Consider the following 13,963-nt stretch of genomic DNA (forward strand, 5'->3'; position numbering starts at 1 on the left):
CTAGTATATTTTTGGTTCAATAGTTTATTTCACTATTTTTAATGCTAAAATTTAGTTGTTTTAATTTATTGTCGTGAAAAATGATTAAAAAAAAGGGAATAATTGATGCGTAAATTAGACCGTATAGATCGAATGATTTTAGATATTCTTCAAAATGAGGGTCGAATTGCCATCAGCGAGTTGGCTTCACGGGTCAGTTTATCAACCACACCTTGTTCTGAACGCGTCAAACGTTTGGAGCGAGATGGCATCATTATGGGCTATCATGCACGACTAAATCCAAAACATCTTGATCGCAACTTATTGGTTTTTCTAGAAATTAGCTTATCAGCAAAGTCTGGTGACGTGTTTGAACAAGTGGCCAAGGACTTAATGGAAATACCAGAAGTACAAGAGTGCCATCTTATTTCGGGAGATTTTGATTATTTAGTCAAAGCCCGATTAAAAGAAATGAGTGCTTACCGACGCTTACTGGGTGATTTACTAAAAAAACTTCCCTCCTCTGCTTCTTCACACAGCTATATTGTGATGGAAGAAATTAAGGAATCATTGTATTTGGACGTTCGCTAATCCATCATTTTTTATTTTTAGATGGATTGACGTGGTGCATTGCAGATTTGAATATCTCTCCACATTAGATCCAAATTTTACTGCAAGTAGATCTTAAATTGAGCGGTGATGGACTTAAGAGTTTAACGCTTCCCCATCATGCGGTATCTCTACCCAATTGAGTGAATGACATTAAAAGATTATCGGGGGATTCAGTCCCTGTTTAAATGTGTGATTGCTACTCACTATGTGATTACAAGTAAAATCCCCAACCGAGAATATCTTATCGATGTGTTGGGGATGATTAATTTGATTCGAATTACTCCAATAACCTAGATTTAAACCAGATTTAACAATTCAGAAAACTTTGCAATTCTTGCTTTCGGCACTGCTTCGTCCAACTCTTGTTTTGAACCATATCCATATTCTACCGCAATGGTTTCAATGCCATTTTTACGTGCACCATAAATATCATGTTCCCGGTCTCCCACCATCAAACACTCTTTTGGATTTAACTTTTCTTTTTCAAGGATATAAGTGATTAACTCACCTTTATTGGTGCGCTCGCCATTTAACTCACTGCCATAGGGATAATCAAAATATTTTAATAAATCAAAATGATCTAAGATTTGCCGTGCATAGACTTCAGGTTTTGCAGTGGCTAAAAACAGTCGATAGCCCTTACTTTTTAAGGCTTCCAAGGTTTGTACTACATCATCAAAAACATGGTTTTCAAATAGGCCAGTTACAGCAAAACGTTCACGATAACCTAATAAAGCTTGCTCAGCTAAAATATCATTTGCTTCAACTTTGAGTAGCTTTGCCAATGATGCCTTTAACGGTGGACCAATAATCCAGTCGATATTTTCACTGTCAGGAATCGGATGCCCAACCTTTGCAAGTCCATAACGTGCAGATGTCGTAATGCCTACTTTTGGGTCGGTTAATGTGCCATCGAGATCAATTAAAATATTCTTTATCACCATCCAATCCTTTAAATCTGTGTTTGAAACAATTATCAAATTACTATCGAGTGTTCTCGCAAACTTGCCTATACTAACGTAAATTTGTGAATTAAGGACATCATCGTGCGCCCTACTGTACTTTGTTTTTCAGGTCTAGACCCTTCTGGTGGTGCTGGTATACAGGCTGATATTGAAGCGATTGGTCAAAGTGGCGCACATGCGGCAATTGCTTGTACAGCATTAACCATTCAAAACTCTCAACAAGTTTTTGGTTTTAAAGCCAGCTCCAAAGAACTACTGCTTGCTCAGGCCAATGCAGTTGTTGGTGATTTACCCATTAAAGCCATCAAATCGGGGATGTTGGGGACGACAGATAATATTGCTGCACTGGCTGAGTTTTTACGTGAACATCCAGATTATCTATATGTACTTGATCCTGTTTTAGTGGCAAATAGTGGTGGTTCACTGGGTAATCAAGAGACCTTGGTTAAAGCCTTTATCGAACTGATTCCTCTGGCAACAATCATTACCCCAAATACGGTGGAATTACGTGCATTAACAGCAGAACAGGACATAGAAAAAGCCACAGCCAAGCTGTTTGAAATGGGCGCACAAGCTGTTCTGGTAAAAGGTGGTCATGAAGATACCCCAAACTATATTCGTAATGCCTTATATGTGAACGGTGAAATGATCGCTGAATCTAAATGTCCCCGTTTAGAAGGTGAATACCATGGTTCAGGTTGTTCATTGGCAAGCTTTATTGCAGGACGTTTAGCACTAGGAGATCCGCTTAAAATCGCGGTACAACATGCTGAAACATGGTTATTTGGTGTATTAAAAAATGCCGAAACGCCGATTGAAGGTGGCCAAAAAATTCCAAAGCGCTTTTAAATGTTGAATATTACTCTGCATTTTTGAAAATAGCATCCAAGTTTCAATAAACAGCTGAAACTTGGAAATCCCCTAAAACAATGGGAATGACAACGAGAATAACAATGCATAAAACACTCACGACAATAATGCTATCAAGTTTACTTTTAACCCCATTCGCATTTGCCCAACCTCAACAACAAACTGTAAGTCGCAATATTAACGATGTAGTGAATGGGCAAAAAACCCATTTTATTTTTAAAGATGGCGATGACGAATCAGGTCAACTCATCATTCAAACACCGGCTAAACAGCAAGCATTTGATCTTGCAGAATTACCATTTGAACGTAAAAGACAAATTCATTTTCAAGACTACAATTTTGATGGATTTACCGATATTGCTGTGTCTACACCTGATATGGGAATGGGGGTTTATTCAATTTTTGATATTTTTCTCTATCAACCTAAAAGTAAAGACTATCAAGTGTTGAACCAAGGAAAAATTGATTTTAGTCATGCACAGTGTTCTGGATTGACGGATCTCAAACTGATTACCCACAAGAAACAAATGACCAGCTCATGTCGAGGTGGCGCAAGATGGTGGGTCGACACGTATCAATTTAAAAATGGGCAATGGAAATGGTTAAAATCTAAAGTGGAGGATGAATGAATTTTCGCTTCATCCTCTACTGAACTTAATGCTATAGATATAATATAAGCATCCAATCATACAAAAAAATATAATTTAATCTGTAGAATGTTGATTATGCGTAATATGTTCATTTCTCAGTATATTTATCTTTAAGACTTTGTATATGTTGGCGATTGGTTTTCCACGACTTTTCTAAAATTTCTTTCTCTAGACGATACTGAATACGTTTTAATTTCATTGGAGGAATGTTGATTTGCTTAAATTGTTTTACATAATCTGTCCAACCTGCACCACGAAAGACATTGTTTGGCATTTTGGTTTTAAATTCGCAATCAGACATAAAAACCACGATTGAATGGATCTGAGTGGAATCAACAATATCTGTGAGAACACTTTCTAAAACTTTTTGATGCTTATAATTTTGATGTAATGGGTTTTGGAACTTATAGCTCTTTTTATAAATCTTTTGACGCTCGCCACCAAATATCCAACCTTTATAATTCTTTGTTTCAATGACAAAAACACCATAAAGACTTAATAAAATATGATCTATTTGGGTGGTCTGATTTTGCGCATCAGGCAGAGTACAATCATTTAATAAAATATAATTTTCTTTATCTAAATAGACTTTTACATGGGTACTGACAGCAAATTCACCTATTTTCCCTTTTAAAAAGGGCTTAAATAATTTAACTAGCGTAATCGCAACGAAAAGTAAAACGATCCAACCTAGATTTGATAAGAATGATGTAAAAATTTGAGCAAGCATTTTAAATTGTAATTTAATAATAAATAGAGTTGAGTCTATGGCACTTGTTCAATTTTTAAAAGAATATCCTTATTATCCAACCCACCCGCAAAACCCACTAATTTACCATCTGCCCCGACCACACGATGACATGGTGCAATAATAGAGATGGGATTTTTACCATTCGCTGCACCCACTGCCCGAACCGCTTTGACATTTCCAATCTGTTCTGCGATCTCTTTATAGCTACGCGTTTCACCAAATGGAATCGTCAATAAAGCTTGCCAAACTTTTTGCTGAAACTCAGTCCCCGCAAAATCTAGCGGTAAATCAAACTGGGTTCTTTTTCCTTGAAAATATTCATTCAATTGTTTCGCCGTCTCCAACAAAACTGGATGCGTATTGTTTTTAATTAATTCAGCCAGACGAACCCGTTTAGGATTTTCATTTTCCCAAAGTACTGCAACCAAGGCATGATCATGGGCGACTAATTTTAATATCCCGACTGGGGAACTCATTTCCATAAATGCAAGTTGCATGTCCTTATTCCCTTTCCAACTCAGCAACAGCTTAACTTAGCTTGAAGATAATTTCATCAAAATAAGACCTGAAATAATCAATACAGCAGCCAACATCCGCATCGCTGAGGCTGGTTCACCTAAAAAGAAAATTCCGACGGCAAATGAACCAATCGCACCAATCCCTGTCCACACCGTATAAGCGGTACCAAGTGGTAATGTTTTCATTGCATAAGAAAGTAAAGCAAAACTTGCGATCATAAAGATGATGGTCAAAATACTAGGTGTCAATTTAGTAAACCCATCAGACACCTTCATAAAATATGCCCAAACCACTTCAAACAAACCAGCAACTGCCAATAAAACCCATGCCATTATACATTCACCATTTTCTATTGAGTGTTTCCAATATTGATTACACCATGAACTACACATAAAAAAAGTGCTACCTCCTACAGAAATAGCACTTAAATATTTAAATAAATTAAGACGAAGAAAGTTTCATTAAAACTAAGCCAGAAACAATCAGTACAGCAGCGAACATACGCATTGCTGTTGCAGGTTCGCCTAAAATAAAAATACCAACCAAGAATGAGCCTATCGCTCCAATCCCAGTCCAAATGGTATAAGCAGTTCCCAATGGCAAAGTACGCATCGCATATGCCAATAGACCAAAGCTTAAAATCATGAAAAATAAGGTGACAATACTTGGTGTAAGCTTTGTAAAACCTTCGGACAATTTCATGCTATATGCCCAAACGATTTCAAAGATACCTGCGAAAATAAGAAAAACCCAAGCCATGACCAGCTCCAAATTTAAATTAGAATCAGGCCGTCCTGACGATTTTTCTCAAATTGAGGGAGGTCGTTCCTCCTGAAGAACGCTAATTATATCAACTCATGTTGAGGAGTTTATTAAAATTTACAAAATTTGACCTTTTTTACATTTCGAATAATTTTTTTTCGTGAGGCTTACTTTATGATCAAGCATGCTAAATATAAAAATCAGGAATCAAAACCATGAAACATGATTATTGGGGTGATATCCACCCGAGCTGGGCTGGGTTTAGTTCAGAAACATTTTTTTCACATTGTTTTTTTAATCAAAATGCTGATCGGGAGATTTTCTTAGGGGAAGAGTTTGATGAAGATGGCGAAGAGATCGAAGAAGCACCCAATCTTGATCAACTCAACGCTTTTGCAAAAACCTACCAATTATTTATCAACAGTATTGAACAACATATTCAGACCATTCAGCAACATGCTTTTGAACGCTATCAAAAGCTTTATGCACATTATTATGAAAATCCAGAAAAATCCGGTGAGGCTGCATTGAATATTCAGGATGTGGAATCCCATAATCCTTATATTCAGACCATGTTAAATTTGCGTGTGAGCGCGCCCGATAGCTTAACCCTCTCTATTCACTATGATTTAGATACAGAGCATGGAATGGAATTTAAGTTTGTAAATAATCAGCTTGAATGTGTCGCTGGCATTGCAGAAACGTAAAAGGTCACTCCTAAAGAAGTGACCTTTTGCTTTATACGAAAAACTAAAGCTTAGAATCTAAAACGCAGACCTGCACCATATAACCAACCTGATTCGGACTTAGTTGCAGTTTGCCATGCTGTCTCTTTTTTACCTTTAGAATATGTATAGGCCACACTCACATAAGGCATCACCTTTTTTGTAATTTCATAACGGGTTTCTAAACCTGTTTTAATACTGTTTAGGCCTGTTTTTTGGGCATAGCGTGAATCATCGCTAAATACCACATTTAAATCTAAATAAGGCTTTAAAATCAGCTTTTGTGTCAATAATAAATCACGTTCAGTTTCTAGGCTAAATGCAACCCGACTGTCCTGTCCGAAATACAGATAAGCATCTGTTTCAAAAAAGTACTGCGCCAAGCCGTGTAAACCCAAAGCCGCATCTACACGTTCCTGATCAGTGGTTCGCTCAGGATTATCACTGTAACGCACACCCGCCTGTACATCCCAAAAATCAGCAATGTTACGGCTATAGAGGGCACTTAGATCATATTCTATTTTGTCTGATTCAGCCTTACTGGAGCTCCCTTTAATGAATAACTTATTTTCATCAGTACCTATGCGTAACTCTAAAGATGAATCTAAAGTACCTTTTCCATCTTCATCCAGCATCCAAGCATTATCAATAGTCACTCGCTGATAAACCTGCGCACCATGTTCTTTACCATGATCATGGGTACTATGCGAAGCTACGCTTTCCTCCCCCTTAGTGGTTGTAATCGCTTGATGCTGTGTATGATCTACAACATTGCTTTGCTTATCCAACTGATTCATTTTTGAATGATCCATGCTTGAATAATCAGTCACTACAGTTGATTCAGTCGCAATACTCTCATCACTTTGCATCTGATGCCCTTCATGGGCCAAAGCCAAACCACTCAGCATAAGTAATGAACTTGCCAGAGCTGATTTAGAAAAAAGATTAATGATTTGCATGTTCGTCCCCTTTCACTTCAGCCTTTTGAGTGGTATTTGTTGTTTGAACTGGCTGGGTGGACACTTTGCCATCACTCACATTGGCAACAATCAATTTATTCATCATCCCTGCACTCATGTGGTAGAGCAAATGACAATGGATTGCCCATTCACCCAATTCATCAGCGGTTAATAATGCTGTAACTGTTTTTGCAGGTGGTACAACAATGGTGTGTTTATTGGGCATATCCACAGCAGGCTGACCATTTTCCAGTTGCATAAACATGCCATGTAAATGCATTGGATGCGCCATCATACTGTCATTGATAAATTTAATTCGGATACGTTCGCCATATTTCACTTTGAGTGGTTCAGCATCACTGAATTTTTTACCATTGATCGTCCAAACATAACGCTCCATGGTTCCGCCTAAGCGAATCACCAATTCACTGGTGGCATCACGAGTATCAGGTTGAGGGGTTAGTGATTTTAAATCACTGTATTGCAGTGCTTTATCTCCTTGCGGCGTCGATGCATTTGCCCAACCATAAACCGCTTGGTCATTTTTTTGAGCTGCCGATGAATTGCTATGCTGTGAATGATCCATAGCTTGCGTATCATTGGCATTCATTTCTGAATGGTCCATACCTTGCATAGCATCAGCACTCATTTTTGAATGGTCCATGCCCTGCATATCATTCGCACTCATTTTTGAATGGTCCATACCTTGCATAGCATCAGCACTCATTTTTGAATGGTCCATGCCCTGCATATCATTCGCACTCATTTTCGAGTGATCCATGCCTTGCATATCATTCCCATTCATTTTTGAATGGTCCATGCCTGACATATCACCCATACTCATCTTGGAGTGACCCATCCCTCCGCCACCATGACCTCCCATATCATCCATAGTTAGCAGAGCACGTGGACGAGCAGCAGGCATATGAATAGCAGCACTTTTTGCTGTTAATTCATTGTGGAGTGTTCCAATCGCAAATCCTGAACGGTCAATAGACTCTGCTTCGATCTGATAATGACTGATTTTAGGTTCAACAATCACATCATAGGTTTCTGCTGTACCAATACGAAACTCATCCACACTCACAGGTTTTACTGGTTGACCATCGGCACTGACCACTGTCATTTTTAGCTGAGGGATGCGTACATCAAAGAACGACATTGCCGATGCATTCACAAAGCGGAGTCGAACTTTTTCATTTGGCTTAAACTGACCTGTCCAATTTTGTTCAGGCGTTTTCCCGTTTACAAGAAAGGTGTAACCCGTCACATCAGACATATCTGTTTTTAACATACGCATCTGATTCCACATTTTGCGATCAGACCATGTTGCTTTTAAACCATCACGTTGTAACTGTTTCCAAACATCCCCTAATGTTTCACGTCGATTTTGATAATATTCTGCGGAAACCTTTAGATTTTTTTGGATCTGGTCACTGGTTTGCTCATGGAAATCCGACAACATCACCACATAATCACGATCTGTGCGTTCATGCGCTGCCAGCGGTTTTTTATTCTTTGGATAAATCACTAAAGAACCATATAAACCATCTTGTTCTTGGCCTTTCGAATGGGCATGATACCAATAGGTTCCACTCTGACGAACTTTGAACTTATAGACAAATTCTTCGTTGGGTTTGATCCCGTTATAACCATTAAAGCCAGGTACACCATCCATAATGCCGGGCAATAATAGGCCATGCCAGTGGATCGATGAATCCTGATTCTTTAAATTATTTTTAACACGAATCACCGCTTCATCACCTTCTTCAAATTCTAAAAGTGGTGCGGGAAACTGGCCATTTACAGTAATTCGTTTTACCGGTTTACCTGTTACATTGACGATTCCTTCATCAATGCTGAGTTGATATTCTTTGATTGCGGCAATTCCCCAAGTTGAGGAGACCAAGCACAATGTGGCAACCAAGCTTTGAGCTAATCGCTTTTGAGATAACTGAATAAACATAACTTAACCTAAATTTTAACAAGCAATTTTGAATAAAAAAGTGTCTAAAATCAGATTAAGCTTTTGGAGGACGTAGGATTTCCTGCCAATGCCCTGCGAGGTGCTGAGCTTGGTAATTGATTTGATAGGCTTGAGTGTTGTGCAGATGATCGGGTGCAATCAATTTGGGAATATCAGGATTGAACCAAACCACTGAAGATTGGCATGATAATGCAGCACAGTCTAGGCATTTGCTCTGCTGCGTATCTTGAGATTGAACCTGTAGATTATGGCAATCTTTTAAATTTTGCACCTGCTGCTCATGATTGAGACGCAATTTTTGATCATTTTGTTTTTGTTGTATGTCTAAACAGTGTTGTTTCATTTCTTTTACAGTACTGTTTTTCATCATCGATTGATGTTCATCTAAAAGTGATGCATTCATCATTTGCGCATGTTGCATCATATTTACAGATGCAATAGACACACTGCTCCAACCTATGGCAAAAACCATAAGACAAACAAACCAAAGCTGTTTGTGCAGTTGTCTAAACAAAACTAAAACCTATGTTTTAATCCATAATGAAGCTAAGAGCATAGCCAATAATAACGATTTTGGCAAATATCATGTGGAAAGATTGCCAATATCACTGAATAATTTAGCATCAATTCTACTTTGAATAAAAAATGAATAATCAAATTGATGAAGAGCAGATAATTTTTATAACAAAAGAGCCCATTTGGGCTCTTTTTAAACAGAAATTGCATACATGATAAACGATTGATCACCTTTGATTAATCTATACCCAGCTTATCCATATGCTTATCAACATGGTTATCCATATAGTTATCATCAGAGTTATCCACAATTCACACAATACACTTGTGGAAAAGTTTAAGCCGAAACTTGTCCAACTTTTGCTAATTCAGCACGCATTTCGTTAATCACAACTTGATAATCAGGTTTACTAAAAATCGCCGAACCAGCAACAAACATATCAGCTCCTGCTTCAGCAATTTCACGGATATTTGCTGGGCCAACACCGCCATCAATTTCTAACCGAATGTCACGACCTGAAGCATCAATAATTTTACGCGCTTCGCGTAATTTATCCAAAGTCGTTGGAATAAATTTTTGGCCGCCAAAGCCAGGGTTTACACTCATTAAAAGCACTTGATCCACTTTATCTAAAACATAGTCGAGATAATGCAAAGGTGTTGCTGGATTAAATACCAAACCTGCTTTAGCACCACCATCTTTAATCAATTGTAATGAACGGTCAATATGATGTGTTGCTTCAGGATGAAAAGTAATAATATCTGCGCCTGCTTCTAAGAAATCACCAATCATACGATCCACAGGTGAAACCATAAGATGCACATCAATCGGGGCTTTGATCCCATATTTCTTTAATGCCTTACATATACCCGCACCAAAAGTTAGGTTTGGAACATAGTGGTTATCCATGACATCAAAGTGGACAACATCTGCACCAGCTGCCAATACTTTTTCCACATCTTCACCCAGACGGGCAAAATCGGCAGATAAAATTGAAGGTGCAATCAGAAATGGCTTGGACATGAAACAACCTGGCAAAGAGAAATATTTTTCCCATTATAACAAACTTACCTTATTGGGTTGTTTTAAAAAGCAACAGTTTTACTTATCTTGGTCATTTATCAGGTCATAGCAATTAATCTGATTGAATGAGTGACTGTCTATTACTTGATGATATGGGTTTTAGCGAATAATCTAATCTTTTGAGAAAATACAAAAAAAATAAAGGGCTTCATTAAGCCCTAGATCAAGTCACCACCACCTTGCACAATCTATAGATAAAACATCGCTTATCTATACTGCTTAAGGTTTAGCCTGTTGTTTTTTCTCAAAATCACGAACCATTTTAACGCGTTCTTCAGTTGCAGGATGTGAAGATAAGGCATCAAAAATCTCTAGAGAGCTTTCTTTTTCACTAGATTCATTTTGAGGTTGTTTTTTATTTGGATCCGCTTTTTTATCAGCTTCTGCTGTTTTACCTGATTGCTTTGGTTTTTCTTCCAGTGCAGTTTCATCACTTAAGCGTTGTAAGAAATTCGCAAAATGAGACACTTCAATGCCTTTACGATCCATCAATTTCAGCGCATACATATCCGCCTCAGCTTCAAATTTACGTGAATAATTTGCACCGATCATCGCGGCAGGTAACGAGGTCAATAGGTCTGAACTATCACCCGTCATGGCAATATACAACACACTCAACCCCAGACTGGTCAAGCCTTGTTGTAAACTATGCCGTTCAACCAAATGCCCTTGCTCATGAGCCAATACACCTAAAATCTCTTGATCACTATGCGCCATTTCAATCAACTCATCAGTGATAATAATGGTATTGTTGGGTAAAGCCACTGCATTGGCACCCAATTGCCCACCTTCACGGAAGACCAATTTTGCAGGTTTTCCTTCAGCGATGGTATTTAGATATTGCTTGGAAATTAGATCTTTTTGACCTTGTGCCAAATGACTGGGGTTAGTCCAATTATTCAATACATATTTTTCCGCTTCATCACCTAATTTATTCAAACTATTTTCAGGCAGCTGAAAAGCAACATAATGTGATGCTGCTGGAACACCCCATTTCACTAAAGCAAAAACAAAAACCGCGACAAAGACGATACTGAATACAATTAAACTTGGAGAACGTTCTAATTTCCAAATTGAATGCTGAACATTTTTAGTCCCAAAATTAAACCATTCTGGTAAAGCCCCCTGAAACTCAATCCTAGCGTCATCTTTAAGCTCAATCGCAGGATTTAATTGCCCCAGTGCGCCAATTAATTCCATATCGCGATATGCATAACGGCGTTGATGCTCTAAACGCTCACCATACTGAATCAGCACTTCGAACTCAGATTGAGCAGAAAGTTGGGCATGGTGTGGTTTAGACACCACACCATCATAGAAAATGACTTCTATTGGTCGTGACATAAATTATTCAACTCATATCATTATAAAGAAATATCAATGTCGAAGATGTCACTAATTTCTTCAGCTAAAGCACTTTGCTCTTGCTGTGCAAGATTCATCATTTGATCTGGATCATCATGCAAAATTAAACTCATCGAATCAACTTGATATTTGTGAATACGAATTGCCGCCCATGCAGACATTAAACCAATGCTTAGAATTTTAACCAGCCAATTTGATGCCACAATCCATGCATAACGCCATTGATTACAATCTGTTTTAAATTGGCTGCTCCCCACCGTTGTATTGTTCCATGTAGTAATAAAAATACGTGCCGCGATCAATGGATAAATAAACAAACCTGCCACAGCATACATTGCAAAGACACCAAAGATAAAAAAGTTTGGTGTATACCCAGCAATAAAACCGATAATACCAAAATAGATAATGCCAAATACAAGCATGATTCCAAAAGACATAAAAATTGGAATGTAGACTGCACCCATATAAGCTGACCAATCGGCATTCAATTTAAAATCCAACTGACCTGCATATAAATGATCAATGTAGTATTTTTTATACAACCAGATCGCAACAGGAGAAAATATACCTAAACTAAAAATATAAATTAAAATACTAAGAAAAAAGACTTTATAGGATTCTTTTGTGGTTCCCGCAAAATAAAAACGACTATTTCCAAACTTACTATTTCTTGCAGTAAAGCGCATTGTTGCCCGAATAAGCCAAGGTACTGCTGCATATAGCACAACTAGACCAACTACCGTTGCAATCATGGAATACTGCGAGGAAATTGAAAAGGCTGCATAAATACCCAATGCAATCAATCGTCCAACTAAAATCTTGGTTGGAATACCCGTGAAGTCAAAACGTCTTTTAAAGAATTCAGTATTGCCATAAAAATAACGTAAACGACGCACTTTCGCCCAAGGTGCATACAAACTTAAGGTGATGATGGTCAATAGGATATTCACAATCCATATACCAAAATATTCCATCGCATCACCGTGAAATTTAAAACGATGAATTTTAGGATACTGCTGGTCTATGGGTTGCTGTATTTCTGGTGGTGTAGCGCCCTTTTCCAAATTCAAATGACTTGGAAATGGAGGCGGTATTTGTTCTTGCATATTCTTCTCTTTATTTAAATTATTTAATGACAATCTAAAATGATATGAAATAAAACCTCAAAAAGTAGTTTATATTTTTTCTAAGCTGAAAGAAATAGAGTAAAAGTAAACTATAGTTTACTTTTACTCAAAATTTAATTTTTTGTTAGGTGACCCAACTATTTTTGCAATTGCAAAGCATGAAACTGTAAATGGTCATCAATAAAGCTTTGAATGAAATAATAACCATGATCATAGCCTTCATGAAATCTTAATGTGATTTTTTGCCCTACTTTATTACAGGCTTTCTGGTATTTCTCAGGATTCAATTGACTAAAAAACTGATCTTTTAAGCCTTGATCGATAAGTATTTCGTCAAATAACTGACCTTTAGAAAGCAGTAACTGGGTTGCATCATGCTTTGCCCATTCTGAACGATTATTCGATCCTAAATAATGAGAAAAAGCCTTCTCACCCCAAGGGCATTCAGTAGGCGCACAAATCGGGGCAAATGCGGACACTGATTTAAAATAATTTGGATGTTTCCAAGCAAGTGTTAATGCGCCATGCCCGCCCATGCTGTGACCAAATATTCCCACTGCCTCAGATTGAATTGGAAAAGTTTTTATCAGTAATGGATAAAGTTCATCTACAATATAACTTTCCATCTGAAAATGCTCAGCCCAAGGTGCTTGAGTTGCATTAATATAAAATCCGGCACCCTGTCCCAAATCCCATGAATCACCTTGCGCAACCTGTTCACCACGAGGCGATGTATCTGGTGTAATCAAGATCAAGCCAAGCTGAGATGCCAACCGTTGCGCATGTGCTTTAATAATAAAGGTTTCTTCCGTACAAGTCAGTCCTGCTAAATAGAATAATGCAGGACATTTCTGTCCTTTTAATGCTTGAGGCGGAAGATATGTCGCAAACTTCGTTGCCCCTTTTAAATAATTTGACTGAATTTGGTAAATTCTTTGTTCACCATCAAAACAGATATTTTTACTTAAAAGTTCCATTCGCGCATCGCTCCATATTTCGATCTTTAAATTGTTTAGAACTACAGTCTTAAAGCATCAATACAATCAACCTAAATATAAATTAAAAGCGCTTTTGCTTTCGCATTTAAAGCGC

Annotated in this window: 16 protein-coding genes; 4 read left to right on the forward strand and 12 right to left on the reverse strand. The window is 37.7% G+C overall.

Annotation, left to right across the window (positions count from 1 at the left end; all coding sequences use genetic code 11):
• The first annotated feature begins 105 nt into the window (after nucleotides 1-105).
• A complete protein-coding gene (locus WFN33_RS05985; RefSeq protein WP_004723670.1) occupies nucleotides 106-570 on the forward strand; it encodes an Lrp/AsnC ligand binding domain-containing protein in 465 nt (154 codons plus the stop codon).
• A 317-nt stretch (nucleotides 571-887) separates the two neighbouring features.
• Here WFN33_RS05985 and WFN33_RS05990 read toward each other — a convergent pair whose 3' ends face one another.
• A complete protein-coding gene (locus WFN33_RS05990; protein WP_442892774.1) occupies nucleotides 888-1,535 on the reverse strand; it encodes an HAD-IA family hydrolase in 648 nt (215 codons plus the stop codon).
• A gap of 102 nt (nucleotides 1,536-1,637) precedes the next feature.
• On the opposite strand from WFN33_RS05990, the gene WFN33_RS05995 reads away from it, so the two are divergent.
• On the forward strand, nucleotides 1,638-2,405 hold the full coding sequence (locus WFN33_RS05995) for a hydroxymethylpyrimidine/phosphomethylpyrimidine kinase (RefSeq protein ID WP_336952066.1): 768 nt from the start codon (nucleotides 1,638-1,640) through the stop codon (nucleotides 2,403-2,405).
• 104 nt (nucleotides 2,406-2,509) lie between these two features.
• Nucleotides 2,510-3,055: an XAC2610-related protein gene (locus tag WFN33_RS06000; protein ID WP_336952067.1), complete on the forward strand. Its 546-nt coding sequence runs from the start codon at nucleotides 2,510-2,512 to the stop codon at nucleotides 3,053-3,055.
• A gap of 109 nt (nucleotides 3,056-3,164) precedes the next feature.
• Here the strand turns inward: WFN33_RS06000 and WFN33_RS06005 are convergent, their stop codons facing one another.
• From WFN33_RS06005 to WFN33_RS06020, 4 genes are all read right to left on the reverse strand, one after another.
• Entirely contained in the window at nucleotides 3,165-3,806 is a 642-nt protein-coding gene (locus WFN33_RS06005; protein WP_336952068.1) for a nuclease-related domain-containing protein, read from the reverse strand.
• Nucleotides 3,807-3,841: 35 nt separating this feature from the next.
• Entirely contained in the window at nucleotides 3,842-4,324 is a 483-nt protein-coding gene (locus tag WFN33_RS06010; protein ID WP_336952069.1) for a methylated-DNA--[protein]-cysteine S-methyltransferase, read from the reverse strand.
• Nucleotides 4,325-4,360: 36 nt separating this feature from the next.
• The gene (locus WFN33_RS06015) at nucleotides 4,361-4,678 is read right to left on the reverse strand and encodes a DMT family transporter (protein ID WP_336952070.1); all 318 of its coding nucleotides are present in this window, start codon (nucleotides 4,676-4,678) and stop codon (nucleotides 4,361-4,363) included.
• Nucleotides 4,679-4,787: 109 nt separating this feature from the next.
• Nucleotides 4,788-5,105: a DMT family transporter gene (locus WFN33_RS06020; RefSeq protein ID WP_004723678.1), complete on the reverse strand. Its 318-nt coding sequence runs from the start codon at nucleotides 5,103-5,105 to the stop codon at nucleotides 4,788-4,790.
• Nucleotides 5,106-5,323: 218 nt separating this feature from the next.
• Between WFN33_RS06020 and WFN33_RS06025 the strand changes: the two genes are divergently transcribed.
• Complete coding sequence (locus WFN33_RS06025; RefSeq protein WP_336952071.1) at nucleotides 5,324-5,815, forward strand: DUF6985 domain-containing protein; 492 nt, start codon at nucleotides 5,324-5,326, stop codon at nucleotides 5,813-5,815.
• Between the two features lie 50 nt (nucleotides 5,816-5,865).
• On the opposite strand, the gene WFN33_RS06030 is transcribed toward WFN33_RS06025, so the two are convergent.
• The 7 genes from WFN33_RS06030 to fghA form a co-directional block, all read right to left on the reverse strand.
• Complete coding sequence (locus tag WFN33_RS06030; protein WP_336952072.1) at nucleotides 5,866-6,792, reverse strand: copper resistance protein B; 927 nt, start codon at nucleotides 6,790-6,792, stop codon at nucleotides 5,866-5,868.
• Complete coding sequence (locus tag WFN33_RS06035; protein WP_336952073.1) at nucleotides 6,779-8,758, reverse strand: multicopper oxidase domain-containing protein; 1,980 nt, start codon at nucleotides 8,756-8,758, stop codon at nucleotides 6,779-6,781. Before WFN33_RS06035 ends, WFN33_RS06030 begins: the two co-directional genes overlap by 14 nt.
• Before the next feature lie 55 nt (nucleotides 8,759-8,813).
• A complete protein-coding gene (locus WFN33_RS06040; RefSeq protein WP_336952075.1) occupies nucleotides 8,814-9,224 on the reverse strand; it encodes a hypothetical protein in 411 nt (136 codons plus the stop codon).
• Nucleotides 9,225-9,632: 408 nt separating this feature from the next.
• The gene (gene rpe, locus WFN33_RS06045) at nucleotides 9,633-10,319 is read right to left on the reverse strand and encodes a ribulose-phosphate 3-epimerase (RefSeq protein WP_336952076.1); all 687 of its coding nucleotides are present in this window, start codon (nucleotides 10,317-10,319) and stop codon (nucleotides 9,633-9,635) included.
• Nucleotides 10,320-10,598: 279 nt separating this feature from the next.
• Nucleotides 10,599-11,723 (reverse strand): M48 family metallopeptidase, encoded by a 1,125-nt coding sequence (locus WFN33_RS06050; protein WP_336952077.1) that lies wholly within the window; start codon nucleotides 11,721-11,723, stop codon nucleotides 10,599-10,601.
• Between the two features lie 20 nt (nucleotides 11,724-11,743).
• Nucleotides 11,744-12,850: a YjgN family protein gene (locus tag WFN33_RS06055; protein ID WP_336952078.1), complete on the reverse strand. Its 1,107-nt coding sequence runs from the start codon at nucleotides 12,848-12,850 to the stop codon at nucleotides 11,744-11,746.
• A gap of 158 nt (nucleotides 12,851-13,008) precedes the next feature.
• Nucleotides 13,009-13,848: an S-formylglutathione hydrolase gene (fghA, locus tag WFN33_RS06060; RefSeq protein ID WP_336952079.1), complete on the reverse strand. Its 840-nt coding sequence runs from the start codon at nucleotides 13,846-13,848 to the stop codon at nucleotides 13,009-13,011.
• Nucleotides 13,849-13,963: the final 115 nt, after the last annotated feature.

This window comes from Acinetobacter sp. AS167, from assembly GCF_037152175.1.
GTDB lineage: Bacteria > Pseudomonadota > Gammaproteobacteria > Pseudomonadales > Moraxellaceae > Acinetobacter.

Bases quoted from the DNA above. Each gene is read 5' to 3' on its own strand.
- WFN33_RS05985 (WP_004723670.1), top strand. From the start codon at position 106: ATGCGTAAATTAGACCGTATAGATCGAATGATTTTAGATATTCTTCAA.
- WFN33_RS05990 (WP_442892774.1), bottom strand. From the start codon at position 1,535: ATGGTGATAAAGAATATTTTAATTGATCTCGATGGCACATTAACCGAC.
- WFN33_RS06000 (WP_336952067.1), top strand. From the start codon at position 2,510: ATGCATAAAACACTCACGACAATAATGCTATCAAGTTTACTTTTAACC.
- WFN33_RS06005 (WP_336952068.1), bottom strand. From the start codon at position 3,806: ATGCTTGCTCAAATTTTTACATCATTCTTATCAAATCTAGGTTGGATC.
- WFN33_RS06010 (WP_336952069.1), bottom strand. From the start codon at position 4,324: ATGCAACTTGCATTTATGGAAATGAGTTCCCCAGTCGGGATATTAAAA.
- WFN33_RS06015 (WP_336952070.1), bottom strand. From the start codon at position 4,678: ATGGCATGGGTTTTATTGGCAGTTGCTGGTTTGTTTGAAGTGGTTTGG.
- WFN33_RS06020 (WP_004723678.1), bottom strand. From the start codon at position 5,105: ATGGCTTGGGTTTTTCTTATTTTCGCAGGTATCTTTGAAATCGTTTGG.
- WFN33_RS06025 (WP_336952071.1), top strand. From the start codon at position 5,324: ATGAAACATGATTATTGGGGTGATATCCACCCGAGCTGGGCTGGGTTT.
- WFN33_RS06030 (WP_336952072.1), bottom strand. From the start codon at position 6,792: ATGCAAATCATTAATCTTTTTTCTAAATCAGCTCTGGCAAGTTCATTA.
- WFN33_RS06035 (WP_336952073.1), bottom strand. From the start codon at position 8,758: ATGTTTATTCAGTTATCTCAAAAGCGATTAGCTCAAAGCTTGGTTGCC.
- rpe (WP_336952076.1), bottom strand. From the start codon at position 10,319: ATGTCCAAGCCATTTCTGATTGCACCTTCAATTTTATCTGCCGATTTT.
- WFN33_RS06050 (WP_336952077.1), bottom strand. From the start codon at position 11,723: ATGTCACGACCAATAGAAGTCATTTTCTATGATGGTGTGGTGTCTAAA.
- WFN33_RS06055 (WP_336952078.1), bottom strand. From the start codon at position 12,850: ATGCAAGAACAAATACCGCCTCCATTTCCAAGTCATTTGAATTTGGAA.
- fghA (WP_336952079.1), bottom strand. From the start codon at position 13,848: ATGGAACTTTTAAGTAAAAATATCTGTTTTGATGGTGAACAAAGAATT.